Origin of the sequence: Nonomuraea sp. NBC_00507 (assembly GCF_036013525.1) — a bacterium.
Lineage (GTDB): Bacteria > Actinomycetota > Actinomycetes > Streptosporangiales > Streptosporangiaceae > Nonomuraea.
Genome location: NZ_CP107853.1, coordinates 11,651,642 through 11,665,167, shown reverse-complemented (window position 1 = coordinate 11,665,167; position 13,526 = coordinate 11,651,642). Strand labels below are relative to the sequence as shown.

Here is a 13,526-nt window from a genome sequence, read left to right as displayed (position 1 = left end):
TCGGCCAGCTTGGCTTCCAGCTTTTCGCGTGAGCCGGCGGAGATGACGACCGTACCTTCGGGATCGGGCTCGCCGCGCTCGATGCGCGCAATACCCTCCCGGATAACCCGTTGGTCCTCCTCATCTTGGAGCCGCTGCAGCTTCTCCTTGAGTGCGGCGTAATCTGACGCCTAAACCAGTACGGCCTCCGGACGGCCATGAACGCGTGAAGGTTTCATGCTGAATCGTGGCGGCTGGCTCGCCATGAACTTGTCGCCTCAAGAATCGCTTGACGGTTTCGGGCGGGGCACGCTGGAGCGTTTGCGCTGGATGAAGATGGAGTATGTGCTTCGCGACGCGGACGGGAAGGTCGTTCGTACGGTTCACTGGTTCAGGAATGCTAGACGACATGTGGGGCCTCACGCCTGACGCCTTCCGCTTTTCGAGGTCACTGACGGCACGCCCTCCTCTAGGTGGGTGGTGAGCTACGTTCCGCCCGGTCCGCTCACCCCGGACGTCGGATCATCGTTGATCGCCTTCCGGGAGTGGGCGATGGACCACCTCTACTACGAGCGACTTGTCGATGGAGACGAGCAGGCTGTCGCCGCTTTCAGGTGGGAGAAGGCGCTTATTGACCACGAGGCATAGAGCCCGGTCCAGCGGATGGTCGGAACTCCTGCGGGCGTGCGCGATGTTGATGTGTCCGCATTGGCCGAACGCGCTGATGGCGAATGCGTCGGGTGGCCATGATGTGGGGGAGTTGTCCGGTTCTGGCCTGGCAGTCATCTTCGTGAAATGTGCGATCTCGGACATAGTGCTCACGGTTTCCACTCTCCAGGGCGGGCGGCTTCGTCGAGAGCATCAAGTCGGCCATGCCGAGCGAGTACTGGAGATAACGGTTGAGGAGGCGTTGGAGGCGGCGAAGGCATCGAAGAACACCACGGTGCGTAAGTTGATCACAGACAACCGCTTCAAGAAGAAGGACGAGGTCTGCATGGACGGGTCCACAGCAGAGGAGCGATTCCGGACGGACAGCCGCCACCTGGCGGAGATAGGTCGCCGGCTGAGCGAGCAACTGCAGCCCGTGACGGTTCGCCTTCCTGCGGAGTTGATCGGCAGAGCTCGCGCAGCGTGGCTTCGGGATGAGGTCGAAGAGCTGCAGGCCGAGGATTTCGAGAAGTGGCTCATGAGGTCGCTGGCGGGTGAGTTCGCCTTGATAGGGCTGGCTGCCGCTGAGCTCGCAGAGTCCGAGGGCGGCGAGGTGGTCGTCCGGCTCGATCCCCGCCGGATCGCCCACGCACTGTTCGCCGCGGACCTATGGGAGGACCGCCCCTGGGGGGTTGGTGCCTGACGCTTTGTACTGTGGTCGGTCAGGTCAGCACTCGATGACGTTGACGGCTAGGCCGCCTCGCGACGTCTCCTTGTACTTGTCCAGCATGTCCCGGCCGGTGTCCCTCATCGTCTTGATGGCCTTGTCCAGGGCCACAAAGTGCTTCCCGTCGCCGCGCAAGGCGATTCTCGCCGCCGTGATCGCCTTGTTGGAGGCGACCGCGTTGCGTTCGATGCACGGGATCTGGACCAGGCCGCCGATCGGGTCGCAGGTCAGGCCCAGGTTGTGTTCGATGCCGATCTCGGCGGCGTTCTCCACCTGCTCCGGCGTGCCGCCCATGACCTCCGTGAGGGCGGCGGAGGCCATCGAGCAGGCCGAGCCGACCTCGCCCTGACAGCCCACCTCGGCCCCGGAGATCGAGGCGTTCTCCTTGAAGAGGACGCCGATGGCGGCGGCGGTGAGGAGGAAGCGGACTACGCCGTCGTCGTCGGCGTGGGGGACGAAGCGGGTGTAGTACGTCAGGACGGCCGGGATGATGCCGGCGGCGCCGTTGGTGGGGGCGGTGACGATGCGGCCGCCGGCGGCGTTCTCCTCGTTGACCGCCAGGGCGAAGAGCGTCACCCAGTCCATGGCCTGGAGCGGGTCCTTCTCGGGGGGCTCGGTCTGCAGGCGGCGGTAGAGCTGGTTGGCGCGGCGCTTGACCTTGAGACCGCCGGGCAGGACGCCTTCCTTGGAGATGCCGCGGCGGACGCAGTCCGACATGACGTTCCACAGGTTGAGGATTCCGGCGCGGATCTCTTCCTCGGTGCGGCCGAAGGCCTTCTCGTTCTCCAGCATCAGGGCGGAGATCGACAGGCCCGTGTTCGAGCAGTGTTTGAGGAGCTCTTCCCCGGTGGTGAAGGGGTAGGGAAGCACGGTGTCGTCGGGCTTGATGCGGTCGGCGCCGGTGGCGTTCTCGTCCACGACGAAGCCGCCGCCGACCGAGAAGTAGACCTTTTCCCGCAGCGTGTCGCCGTCCGCGGTGTAGGCGGTGAAGCGCATGCCGTTCGGGTGCTCGGGGAGGGAGATCTTGCGTTCGAAGATCAGGTCCTCGCCGACGACGAAGGGGATTTCGTGGGTGCCGTAGAGGTTGACGGTGCCGGAGGCGCGCATCGCGGTCAGGCGGTCGTCGATGGTGTCCACGTCCACGAGTTCGGGCTTCTCGCCCGACAGGCCCAGCAGGACGGCCTTGTCGCTGCCGTGGCCCTTGCCGGTGAGGCCGAGTGAGCCGTACAGGATGGCCTGGACGCGCGCCACGCGCGGCAGCAGGCCGTCCTCGTCCAGGCCGCGGGCGAACTTGTGCGCGGCCGCCATCGGGCCGCCCGTGTGCGAGCTCGACGGGCCGATACCGATCTTGAACAGGTCGAAGACGCTGATCGCCATTGATGGGCGCCTTTCATGCAAGGCCGGGGCCCGCTGAACGGGCCCCGGCGAAATGGGTCAGGACTCGCCTGAGGTGAGCGCCTTGTACTCCTCGGCGGACAGCAGGTCCTCCGCGTCGCCTTCCATGCGGACGCGGAACATCCAGCCCTCGCCGTACGGGTCGCTGTTGACGACCGACGGGTCGTCCACGACGGCCTGGTTGATCTCGACGATCTCGCCGGCGACGGGCGTGTAGATCTCGCTCACGGACTTGGTCGACTCCACCTCGCCGACGGAGTCGCCGCCCTCTACGGTCGAACCGACCTCGGGGAGCTGCACGTAGACCACGTCACCGAGGGCGTCGGCGGCGAAAGCCGTGATGCCGACGGTCACGGTCAGCCCGTCATCGAGCCCGGCCACCCACTCGTGCTCCTTGGTGTAGCTCAGCTCGTCAGGGATGTTGCTCACTTCTTCCTCCTGTAAAAGGGCAGCTCTACCAGGTCCATAGGTTCTTGACTGCCCCGGATGTCCACGGCCAGGCCTTCTTCGATGCCGGTGTCCACGTAAGCCATAGCAATGGGCTTGCCCAGAGTCTGGGAAGGCGCACCGCTGGTGACCTCGCCGACGACGGCGCCGTCTTTGGTCACCGGGTAACCGTGGCGCGGCACCCGGCGTCCCCGCGCGACCAGGCCGACGAGGCGGCGCCGCGGCGGGTCGTCCTTGACCGCCTCGAGCGCCGTCCTGCCGACGAAGTCGCCGGGCTTGTCGAATTTCACCACTCTGCCGAGCCCCGCGTCGAACGGGGTGAGCTCGGCGCTGAGCTCGTTGCCGTACAGCGGCATGCCCGCCTCGAGGCGGAGCGTGTCGCGGCTGGACAGGCCCGCGGGCTTGAGCCCGTACGGCTCGCCGGCCGCCATGAGGGCGTGCCACAGCGGCGCGGCATCCTCGTTCGCGACGAAGAGCTCGAAGCCGTCCTCGCCGGTGTAACCGGTGCGGGCGATCAGCGCCTGCCGGCCGTCCACCACGCCGGGCAGGCCCGCGTAGTACTTGAGGCCGCCGAGGTCGGCGTCGGTGAGCGTGGCGAGGATCTCCTGCGCCCGCGGGCCCTGGACGGCGATGAGCGCGTACTGGTCGGAGCGGTCGTCCACGACGGCGTTGTACGCCTTCGTACGCTCTTTCAGCTCATTTCCGACTTTTTCGTAGTTTGAGGCGTTTGCCACCACCATGAACTCTTCGTCCCCGAGCCGGTAGACGATGAGGTCGTCGAGCACCCCGCCACGCTCGTTCACGATCATGGTGTATCTGGCCCGCCCGGGCTCCAGCGCTGACAGATGCCCGACCAGCGCATAGTCCAGGGCCTGGCCGGCCTGCGGGCCCGTCAGGAAGATCTCGCCCATGTGCGACAGGTCGAACAGCCCCGCCGCCTGCCGGACGGCGTTGTGCTCCGCGGACTCGCTGCCGTACCGGAGGGGCATGAGCCACCCCGCGAAGTCGGTCAGCGTGGCGCCGAGGCTCTCGTGAACGTCTCGTAGCGGTGTCGGTCGGGACATTTATCGCACCTCAGGACAGGATCGGATGCCAGCATCCTCCCCCTCTGTCATCGATGCCTGAGAGCTTCGCCCGGGTTTTGCCGGACTTTCACCTTCGGCGAGGCCCACAGGCCTGCTTTCCAGAGGACACCTCGTCCGTGCGGTCCTTTGCCTTGAGAGGTTCGCGGGGAGGGCTTGCTCCTTCAGGGACCCTGACCGGCTGTCAGGGTGCTCTCCCGCACGGTTTCGTGGGTGATGTCCCGTAAGCCTAGTGCCGTTACGGGGGTCTTGTCGCGTTCGGGCGCCCGTGAACCGCTCGGGCGGTGATGACGTTGAAGGGGCATGAACCGGCGAATGGCGGCCATCGGACTCGCGGCGGCCCTGACCATCACGTCCTGCGGCGCCGAGAGCGCCGCGTCCCCGGCGCCGCCCCCTCGGTACGAGGCCAGCCTGACGGTGCTCGAAGGCCACGGGCACGGGCCTCAGCTGTGTTGGGCGGTGGCCGAGTCCTTCCCGCCGCAGTGCGGTGGCCCCGACGTGGTCGGCTGGGACTGGAGCAAGGTCGGGCACGAGTCGCAGGGCGGCGTGAAATGGGGTTCGTACCGGGTCGTCGGCACTTGGGACGGCGCCCGGCTGACCCTCACGGAGCCGCCCGGCTCGCCCGTGTATGAGGAGCCTCCGACGACCGACTTCACCACTCCGTGCCCCGCGCCCGAGGGCGGCTGGCGGCCCGTCGATCCCGCCAAGGCCACGGAGGCGACCCTGGAGAAGGCGATGAAGCGGGCGGGGACGGCCAAGGAGTTCGCGGGCGCCTGGATCGAACCCATCGGGCCGACGCCTGACCCGTCGGAGGAACTCGACGCCTACGCGCGGGGGCAGGTGCTCAATCTCAGGTTCACCGGCGACCTGGCCGGGCGCGAGGCGTGGATCCGCGAGGTCTGGGGCGGCGCGTTGTGCGTCAGCGGCGCGGAGCGTACCGAGGCCGAGTTGCACGCGATCCAGCGGGAGGTCGAGAAGGAGCTGGGCGACGCCCTCATCTCCTCCGCGCCCAGCGTCACTCGCAACCGGGTCGAGGTGGAGACCTGGCTCGCCTCCGACGACCTGCGCCGCACGTTCGACCAGAAGTACGGCGCGGGCGTCGTCGTCCTCGACAGCGTGCTCAAGCCCGTCGGTTAGCGGCAGGCGGCCACGAAGGTTTCGAAGATCGCGCAGTCCTCGGCCGCCTCCGGGTGCCACTGCACGGCCATCGTGAACGACTCCGTGTCCATCTCGACCGCCTCGATCGTGCCGTCCTCGGCGGTGGCGGACACCGTGAGGCCCGGGGCGAGGCGGTCGATGGCCTGGTGGTGGTAGTGCGGGACCGTCACCGGCTCCGTGCCCAGCGCCTTGGCCAGGCGTGTGCCCGGCACGGGGACGACGGGCAGCGGGCCGAAGCGGCCGGGCGCGGGGGAGTGCCCGTCGTGCCCGACCACGTCGGGGAGGTGCTGGTGCAGGGTGCCGCCGAGGGCGACGTTGAGCACTTGGAGGCCGCGGCAGATCCCCAGGTACGGCAGGCCGGCCTCGAGAGCGGCATTCAGCACCGCAAACTCGGCCTCATCCCGAAATTTGCGAACATAGCCGACCTTTTCCCCCGGCTCCTGGCTGTAGCGGGCCGGGTCGATGTCGCCCCCGCCCGCCAGGATGAGCCCGTCGAGCCGCCCCACGACAGGCGCGGGATCGCCGGCCGGCGGCAGCACGACCGGCTGCCCGCCGGCGCGGACGACCTGCTCCACGTACATGTACGGCAGCAGCGCGACGGTCATGTCCGCCCACACCGTGAACTTCGCCGGCTCGACGTAACAGGTGATCCCGATGACCGGACGCACGATTTCCTCCTAGAGCGGCGTCACGTAGGCGCCGGAGATGCCGCCGTCCACCAGGAACTCGCTGGCCGTGATGAACGACGCGTCGTCGCTGGCCAGGAACGCCACCGCCGCCGCGATCTCCGTCGCCTCGGCGAAGCGCCCCACGGGTACGTGCACCAGCCGCCGCTGCGCCCGCTCCGGGTCCTTGGCGAACAACTCCCGTAGCAACGGTGTGTTGACCGGGCCGGGGCACAGGGCGTTCACCCTGATGCCCTCCCTGGCGAACTGCACGCCCAGCTCCCGCGACATCGCCAGCACGCCGCCCTTGGAGGCGGTGTAGGAGATCTGTGACGTCGCCGACCCCATGACGGCCACGAACGACGCCGTGTTGATGATCGAGCCCTTGCCCTGCCGCCGCATGTACGGGAGGACGTGCTTACAGCACAGGTAGACGCTGGTCAGGTTGACCTCCTGGACGCGGCGCCAGGCGTCGATGCCGGTCTCCAGGATCGAGTCGTCGTCGGGCGGCGAGATGCCGGCGTTGTTGAAGGCGATGTCGACGCTGCCGTAGGTGTCGTACGCCGTCTGGAACATCCTGACGACGTCGTCCTCGCTGGTCACGTCGGCCTTGATGAAGAGGCCGCCGACCTCGTTGGCGGCCTTGCCGCCCGCCTCCTCGTCGACGTCCACGCAGACGACCTTGGCGCCCTCCTCGGCGAACCTGCGGGCCGTGGCGAGCCCGATGCCGCTGCCCGCGCCGGTGATGACCGCCACCCGATCCTGCAACCGCTGCACTTGTTTCACTCCCAGGAGATGAAGACGTTCTTGGTCTCGGTGAACGCCGCCAGGGCGTCCGGGCCGAGTTCCCTGCCGAGTCCGGACTGCTTGAAGCCGCCGAAGGGGGTCCAGTAGCGGACCGAGGAGTTGGAGTTCACCGAGAGCGCGCCCGACTCGACCGCCCTGGCCACCCGGAGCGCCCGCCCGACGTCCCGGGTCCAGATGGAGCCGCTCAGTCCGTACGGAGTGTCGTTGGCGATCCTGACGGCGTCGGCCTCGTCCTTGAACGGCGCCACCGACACCACGGGCCCGAAGATCTCCTCGTTGAACGTCCGGTCGGTGACGTCGGGGGTCAGCACGGTCGCCGGGAACCAGAAGCCCTTGCCCTGCGGGCACGTTCCCTGGAGGTAGGGGTCCTGGACGAAGCCGCGGACGCGTTCCAGGTGCTCGGCGCTGATGAGTGGGCCCATCTCGGTGCTCTCGTCGAGCGGGTCGCCGACCTTGACGGCCTGAACGGCGGGCGCGAGCAGGGCCATGAAGTCGTCGTACACGTCGGCCTGGACGAGCAGCCGGGAACGGGCGCAGCAGTCCTGCCCCGCGTTGTCGAAGACAGCGTAAGGAGCCGCCTTCGCGGCCTTCTCGAGGTCCGCGTCCGCGAAGATGATATTCGCGGATTTGCCGCCCAGTTCCAGCGTCACCCGCTTCACCTGCGCGGCCGCTTTGGCGGCGATCTCCTTGCCCACCTCGGTGGAGCCGGTGAACACGATCTTGGCCACGTCCGGGTGCTCGACCAGCCGGGCCCCCGCGACCTCCCCTGCCCCAGGCAGAACCTGGAGCACCCCCTCGGGGAGGCCCGCCGCCAAGGCCAGCTCCGCCAGCCTCAGCGCCGACAGCGGAGTCCATTCCGCCGGCTTGACGATCACGGTGTTACCGGCCGCCAGCGCGGGGGCCACGCCCCACGACATGATCAGCATGGGGAAGTTCCACGGCACGATGACGCCCACGACGCCCAGGGGCTCCTGGAACGTGATGTCCACACCGCCCGGCACCGGGATCTGCTTGCCGTGGTTGCGTTCGGGGGCGGCGGCGTAGAAGTGCAGGACGTCGCGTACGGCGCCGGCTTCCCAGCGGGCGCTCCCGATCGGGTGCCCGGCGTTGGCCAGCTCCAGCCCCGCCAGCTCCTCGCCGTGCTCGCCCACCAGGTCGGCGAAGCGCCGCAGCAGCCGCGCCCGGTCGCCGGGGGCCACGTCGCGCCAGGCCGGGTACGCCTTCCTGGCACGCTCCACCGCCCGGTCGACCTCGGCCGCGTCGGCCAATTCGACCTCGGCGAGCACGTCCTCGGTCGCCGGATTAACGATCTTCATGCTCACATCCGTTCGAACCCACGGAACATCTCCCAATCCGTCACCGCCGCGTCGAACGCGGCCAGCTCCACCCGCGCGTTGTTCGCGTAGTGCTCGACCACGTCCTCGCCGAACGCCACCCGGGCCAGCTTCGACCCCTCGAACAGGGCCAGCGCGTCGCGCAGCGTGTGCGGCACGGTCTCGGCCCCCGAGGCGTAGGCGTTGCCCTCGAAGGGGTCCTCCAGCGGCAGCTCGTTGTCGATCCCGTAGAGCCCGGCCGCGATCAGCGCGGACACCGCCAGGTACGGGTTGACGTCGCCGCCCGGCACCCGGTTCTCCACGCGCAGCGACTGGCCGTGGCCGACGAGGCGCAGCGCGCAGGTGCGGTTGTCGACGCCCCATTTGACGGCGGTTGGGGCGAAGCTGCCGGGCACGTAGCGCTTGTAGGAGTTGATGTTGGGGGCGTACAGGAGGGTGAGCTCGCGTAGGCAGGCCTGCTGGCCGGCGATGAAGCGGGCGCCGAGCGGCGACAGCCCGAACGGCCCTTCGCCCGCCATCACCGGGTCGCCGTCCACGGTGCGCAGCGAGATGTGGATGTGGCAGGAGTTGCCCTCGCGCTGGTTCGGCTTGGCCATGAAGGTGATCGACTTGCCCTCCTGGGCGGCGATCTCCTTGGCGCCGTTCTTGTAGATGGCGTGGTTGTCGCAGGTCTTGAGCGCCTCGTCGTAGCGGAAGGCGATCTCGTGCTGGCCCAGGTTGCATTCGCCCTTGGCGGACTCGACGTACAGGCCGGCGCCTTCCATGCCCCGCCTGATGCGGCGCAGGAGCGGCTCGATGCGGGCGGTGCCGAGGAGGGAGTAGTCGACGTTGTAGAGGTTCGCGGGCGACATGTCGCGATAGGCGCGCTTCCAGGCGTCCTCGTAGCTGTCCTCGTAGACGACGAACTCCAGCTCGGTGCCCACATACGCGGCCAGGCCGCGCTCGGCCAGGCGGGTCAGCTGCTTGCGCAGGATCTGGCGGGGCGAGGCGGTCACGTCGCCGCCGTCCTCCCACGCCAGGTCCGCCATCAGCATCGCGGTCCCCTCCTGCCACGGCACCCGGCGCAGCGTGGCCAGGTCGGGCTTCATCACGAAGTCGCCGTATCCGCGCTCCCAGGACGACATCGCGTAGCCCGAGACGGTGTTCATGTCCACGTCCACCGCGAGGAGGTAGTTGCAGCCCTCGGAGCCGTGGTGCAGCACCTCTTCGAGAAAGTAGCGCGCCGACAACCTCTTGCCCTGCAACCGGCCCTGCATGTCGGCGATCGCCAGCAGAACGGTGTCGATCCGCCCGGCCGCCACCTCGTCACGCAGCTCGTCGGCGGTCAGGAACCCTTCGCTGCTCACGTGACGTCGCTCCCATCTGGCATGGCGCGCTTTCCGGTGATTGGGCTAGTCTCAGACCATTGATGTGCATGCCGGGATCGCTTGTCAAGACCTGAGGCCACGTTGGACGAGTCGGCGCGTTTGATGACGGTGTTGCGCCCGGTCAGGGCGGGCAACGCCTTCGAGGAGACCGTGGAACGGCTGCTCCAGGCCATCAAGCTGGGCGTGGTGGCGCCGGGCGACAAGCTTCCCCCCGAGCGTGAGCTGGCCGTCCAGCTCGGCATCAGCAGGGTGACCCTTCGCGAGGCGATCCGTGCCCTGTCGGACGCGGGCTACCTGGACGTGCGGCGGGGACGGTATGGAGGGGCCTTCGTCACGTACGAGCCGCCCAAACCGGACGCGGGCGACCTGCGGCAGGTCCTGGCGGAGATGGGCATGGACGACCTTTCCGACGCCCTGACGTTCCGGCTGGCCGTCGAGTGCGGGGCGGCCCAGGTCCTGGCCACCTCCGAGCTGACCGGCGAGAAGCGGGCCGTGCTGCTCCGCAGGTTGTCGGAGCTGAACGAGGCCTCGCTGACGGACTACCGCCGTCTCGACACGGCCTTCCACCTGTCCATCGCCGAGTTGACCGGCTCGACCCTGCTGGCCACCACCTGCGCCGACGCGCGGTCGCGGGTGAGCGACCTGCTGAACGCCATCCCGATGCTCCAGGTCAACCTGGACCACGCCGCCCGGCAGCACCAGGCCATCGTGGACGCCATCCTCGCCGGCGACCCCGAGGCGGCGCGTCGGGCGATGACCGAACACCTGGAAGGCACGGCCGCGCTGTTGCGAGGGTTCCTCTCCTGACGCGATACCGGCAAGGGGCTCGTACCATCGTTTACAAGTCATGGGGGATTGGTTTCGCTACAACATCGTCGACACGGGACGGCTGCCGCTGTTCTGTTACTTCGTCACGCTCATCGTGGCGTTCATCGCCACCCGCATCAATGTGCGCCTGATCAGGGCGAAGGTGGGCTGGTTCCGCAACGTGAACGTGGGGGAGATGCACATCCACCACGTCGTGTTCGGCGTCATCCTGATGTTGATCGGCGGGGTGACGGGGTTCATCGTCTCGCCCGCGTCCCAGACGGGATACGTGCTCGCGGCCTGCGTGTTCGGCGTCGGCTCGGCGCTGGTGCTGGACGAGTTCGCGTTGATCCTGCACCTGCACGACGTGTACTGGGAGGAGGAAGGGCGGACGTCGGTCGACGCGGTCTTCATCGCCATCGCCGTCACCGGCCTGCTCCTCATCGGCCTGCGCCCGTTGATATGGGACTACGGCACGTGGGTCAATCCCACCGCGTTGATCGTCGCGAACTCGGCGCTGGCGGTGATCACGCTGCTCAAGGGCAAGATCTGGACCGGGATGGCAGGGTTGTTCGTGCCGCCGATGCTCCTGGTGGGGGCGATACGTCTGGCGCGGCCCGGGTCGCCGTGGGCGCACTGGTTCTTTGCCAAGAAGTCGCCGCGCAAGATGGCCAGGGCCATCCACCGTGAGGAGAGGTGGCGGCGGCCGGTGATCGGGGTCAAGATCGCCTTCCAGGAGTTTCTCTCCGGGCGTCATGATCTGCCTTCCACGCGGCGTGGTCGTCGGCATACTTGACGTCATGCCGCTTCCTTCTCGGTACGAAGGGCTGGAGGACAAGATCCCTGACTCCTTGGACGACCTCCAGGGCCCTGCCGAGGGGTGTCGTGGCCTTGCCGCAGCACCTGGTGTGGTCGGGACTGACCATCTCGTCGCCGACTGGCCGGTGCTGAGAAAGGGGCTTGGTCCGGGATACCGTCAGGCCTGGGAGAACAAGCTCCTCCGGAGGAAGACGTCCGGCTGATGCGCTTTCTGCCCTTCCAGGAGCGGCTGCTCGACGTGGTGTCGCCGGTGTGCGAGCGCTATGCGTTGGCGCTCGCGGGTGGCTATGCGATGCGGGCCCATGGTTTCACGGACCGGCTGAGCCGAAACCTCGATTTCGCCACGGAGATAGGGCTGACCGATGTGGTCAGCGGCGTCACGGGCGCGTTCCACGCCGCGGCGCTGCAGACGTCGATCATCGAGGTGACACCGCGGATGGGCCGTTTGATGATCGAGGACACGGCGACCAGTGAGCGTTGCGAATTCGACCTGCTGCGGGAAGCCCTCCAACAGCCTCCGGTCACGTGCGGCACGGTGCGAGTGCTGAGTGTGGAAGACGCGATCGGGCTCAAGATGCGGGCCTTGCACGAGCGCAGCTACGCCCGCGACGTCATCGACGTCGAGTCCGTGAGCCATCTCTACTCGTTCCGCGCGCTGGAGAGCCTGGCCAAGCCGCACAACGATCATTTCTCGCCCTCTGAGCTGGCCATGCGGCTGGAGTTCGTCGATCTCATGGGGAGCGAGGAGTTCGAAGCCTATGGACTTGGCGAAGAGCAGATCAGACAGGTCCGGCGCTTCGCTCAGGCATGGCTCGAGGACATCAAGCTTCGGCGGGCCGACGACGGCGATGCGGACTACGACTATCCCGACGTGCCCGAGATCGACTGATCGCCGACGATCACCGGTGTGAGCAGGGGACGCTTGGCCGTGCGGCCGTCGCCTGAGGAGCGGCCGCGCAAACGGCGGGCGAGCCACGGCCCCAGGAACGTGGCCAGCCACCGCGCCTCTACCGCCGCCGCGCGCCAGGGCGATGGCGCGGCCAGCGCCGGGAGCGGAGCCGTCCACGTGTCGTCACTGCCCGGCAGCTCCAAGGCGTGCGCGACTCCGGCGGCGAAGCGGGCGTGGCCCTCCGGACTGGCATGCAGCCGGTCGACGCTCCACATCCGCGCGTCGGTGACGTAGGCGAGCCGGAACGTGTCCACGAGCGTGACGCCGTGGCGTGCGGCGGCGTCCCTGATGCGGGCATTGAGGTCGAGCACCCTGGGCCGGAGCGGTCTGGCCAGCGGCGCGATCGCGCCGATGTCGGGGAACGTCACCGTGACCACCCGAGCTCCCGCGCCGGTCAGAGCCACGAACATGTCCTCCAGTACAGCGGCCACCTGAGCGGCGTCGAAGCCGGGGCGGATGATGTCGTTCATGCCCGCCATGACCGTGGCCAGGTCGGGGCGAAGCTCCAGAGCGGCCGGCAACTGCTCGTCCCGGATCTGGGCGGCCTGGCGGCCGCGGACGGCGAGGTTGGCGTAGAGCAGGTCGGGATTGGCGCAGGCCAGCTGCTCGGCGAAGCGGTCGGCCCAGCCGCGGTGGCCGCGGACGTCGTCGCCGTCGCCCAGGCCCTCGGTCTGGCTGTCGCCGAGAGCGACGTATCGGCTGTAGATCATGGGGTCTTCCTTCCGGCGTGGGCGGCGCGCTCGCTCAGCGTCCGCGCGGTCTGCAGGCACCAGTCGCGCATCTCCCGCTCCAGCCGGCATCCGGCCAGGCAGGACAGGTAGGGGCCGATGCGGTCCCCCTCGCGCAGGAACGTCTCCTCATCCAGGTCGCCGCGCAGGCGTACCAGGGTCTGCTCGAAGAACGCCATCTTGACCGCGGCCTGCTCGGCCCGTTCCTGGAGCTGTTCGATCACCGGCGCGGGGTCGAGCACGTCAACAGCGTGGACCTTGACGGCCAGGTCTTCACGGATCAACAAGGGCTTGGCCGGGGCCGCGGCGAAGGCCGCCAGCTCGTCGACGCCGGCTTCGGTGACCTTGAACACCCGCTTGTTGGGGCGGCCCTGCTGGACGACCTCCCGGCCGGACACCAGGGCGTCGGCCTCGAGCTTGGTCAGCTCGGCGTAGAGCTGCTGCGGGGCGGCGTACCAGAAGTTGGAGACGCCGACATCGAAGATCTTGGTGAGTTGGTAGCCGCTGTATTCGCCGTCGAGCAGGGCCGCCAGGACCGCGTGTCGGAGGGCCATGGACTAGTCATGCCCATGAGTAGTCATGGACATGACTATAGGTGTGGCGTGGGCGGTCGT

15 protein-coding genes and 2 riboswitches are annotated in these 13,526 nt (G+C 68.2%); of the genes, 6 read left to right on the top strand and 9 right to left on the bottom strand.

Going from position 1 to position 13,526, the window contains the following annotated elements:
• Positions 1-459: 459 nt before the first annotated feature.
• Both OHA25_RS55480 and OHA25_RS55475 read left to right on the top strand, forming a co-directional pair.
• On the top strand, positions 460-627 hold the full coding sequence (locus OHA25_RS55480; RefSeq protein ID WP_327584855.1) for a hypothetical protein: 168 nt from the start codon (positions 460-462) through the stop codon (positions 625-627).
• A gap of 103 nt (positions 628-730) precedes the next feature.
• The gene (locus OHA25_RS55475) at positions 731-1,330 is read left to right on the top strand and encodes a hypothetical protein (RefSeq protein ID WP_327584854.1); all 600 of its coding nucleotides are present in this window, start codon (positions 731-733) and stop codon (positions 1,328-1,330) included.
• Between the two features lie 24 nt (positions 1,331-1,354).
• Here OHA25_RS55475 and OHA25_RS55470 read toward each other — a convergent pair whose 3' ends face one another.
• Genes OHA25_RS55470 through gcvT form a run of 3 tightly spaced genes read right to left on the bottom strand, consistent with a single transcriptional unit; the run spans position 1,355 to position 4,260 of the window.
• The gene (locus tag OHA25_RS55470; RefSeq protein WP_327584853.1) at positions 1,355-2,731 is read right to left on the bottom strand and encodes an L-serine ammonia-lyase; all 1,377 of its coding nucleotides are present in this window, start codon (positions 2,729-2,731) and stop codon (positions 1,355-1,357) included.
• Positions 2,732-2,788: 57 nt separating this feature from the next.
• Positions 2,789-3,178, bottom strand: coding sequence for a glycine cleavage system protein GcvH (gene gcvH / locus OHA25_RS55465; protein ID WP_305918297.1), 390 nt, complete (start codon positions 3,176-3,178; stop codon positions 2,789-2,791).
• A complete protein-coding gene (gene gcvT, locus OHA25_RS55460; RefSeq protein ID WP_327584852.1) occupies positions 3,175-4,260 on the bottom strand; it encodes a glycine cleavage system aminomethyltransferase GcvT in 1,086 nt (361 codons plus the stop codon). The genes gcvH and gcvT overlap by 4 nt, the downstream gene beginning before the upstream one ends.
• Before the next feature lie 34 nt (positions 4,261-4,294).
• Positions 4,295-4,390: riboswitch (glycine riboswitch) on the bottom strand.
• A riboswitch (glycine riboswitch) is annotated at positions 4,391-4,488 on the bottom strand.
• Between the two features lie 93 nt (positions 4,489-4,581).
• On the opposite strand from gcvT, the gene OHA25_RS55455 reads away from it, so the two are divergent.
• Positions 4,582-5,415 (top strand): hypothetical protein, encoded by an 834-nt coding sequence (locus OHA25_RS55455; protein ID WP_327584851.1) that lies wholly within the window; start codon positions 4,582-4,584, stop codon positions 5,413-5,415.
• Here the strand turns inward: OHA25_RS55455 and OHA25_RS55450 are convergent.
• Genes OHA25_RS55450 through OHA25_RS55435 form a run of 4 tightly spaced genes read right to left on the bottom strand, consistent with a single transcriptional unit; the run spans position 5,412 to position 9,588 of the window.
• A complete protein-coding gene (locus tag OHA25_RS55450; RefSeq protein ID WP_327584850.1) occupies positions 5,412-6,104 on the bottom strand; it encodes a gamma-glutamyl-gamma-aminobutyrate hydrolase family protein in 693 nt (230 codons plus the stop codon). The genes OHA25_RS55455 and OHA25_RS55450 overlap by 4 nt on opposite strands.
• A gap of 9 nt (positions 6,105-6,113) precedes the next feature.
• Positions 6,114-6,878 (bottom strand): 3-oxoacyl-ACP reductase, encoded by a 765-nt coding sequence (locus OHA25_RS55445; protein WP_327584849.1) that lies wholly within the window; start codon positions 6,876-6,878, stop codon positions 6,114-6,116.
• 5 nt (positions 6,879-6,883) lie between these two features.
• Entirely contained in the window at positions 6,884-8,224 is a 1,341-nt protein-coding gene (locus OHA25_RS55440) for an aldehyde dehydrogenase family protein (RefSeq protein WP_327584848.1), read from the bottom strand.
• Between the two features lie 2 nt (positions 8,225-8,226).
• The gene (locus OHA25_RS55435) at positions 8,227-9,588 is read right to left on the bottom strand and encodes a glutamine synthetase family protein (protein ID WP_327584847.1); all 1,362 of its coding nucleotides are present in this window, start codon (positions 9,586-9,588) and stop codon (positions 8,227-8,229) included.
• A 123-nt stretch (positions 9,589-9,711) separates the two neighbouring features.
• Between OHA25_RS55435 and OHA25_RS55430 the strand changes: the two genes are divergently transcribed.
• From OHA25_RS55430 to OHA25_RS55420, 3 genes are all read left to right on the top strand, one after another.
• Positions 9,712-10,416, top strand: coding sequence for a FadR/GntR family transcriptional regulator (locus OHA25_RS55430; protein WP_327584846.1), 705 nt, complete (start codon positions 9,712-9,714; stop codon positions 10,414-10,416).
• A gap of 40 nt (positions 10,417-10,456) precedes the next feature.
• Positions 10,457-11,212: a hypothetical protein gene (locus OHA25_RS55425; protein WP_305918290.1), complete on the top strand. Its 756-nt coding sequence runs from the start codon at positions 10,457-10,459 to the stop codon at positions 11,210-11,212.
• A 225-nt stretch (positions 11,213-11,437) separates the two neighbouring features.
• The gene (locus OHA25_RS55420; protein ID WP_327584845.1) at positions 11,438-12,124 is read left to right on the top strand and encodes a nucleotidyl transferase AbiEii/AbiGii toxin family protein; all 687 of its coding nucleotides are present in this window, start codon (positions 11,438-11,440) and stop codon (positions 12,122-12,124) included.
• On the opposite strand, the gene OHA25_RS55415 is transcribed toward OHA25_RS55420, so the two are convergent.
• Positions 12,097-12,894, bottom strand: a complete 798-nt coding sequence (locus OHA25_RS55415; RefSeq protein WP_327584844.1) for an SGNH/GDSL hydrolase family protein — start codon at positions 12,892-12,894, stop codon at positions 12,097-12,099. The two genes, OHA25_RS55420 and OHA25_RS55415, sit on opposite strands and share 28 nt — an antisense overlap.
• Positions 12,891-13,466 (bottom strand): PadR family transcriptional regulator, encoded by a 576-nt coding sequence (locus OHA25_RS55410; protein ID WP_327584843.1) that lies wholly within the window; start codon positions 13,464-13,466, stop codon positions 12,891-12,893. The genes OHA25_RS55415 and OHA25_RS55410 overlap by 4 nt, the downstream gene beginning before the upstream one ends.
• Positions 13,467-13,526: the final 60 nt, after the last annotated feature.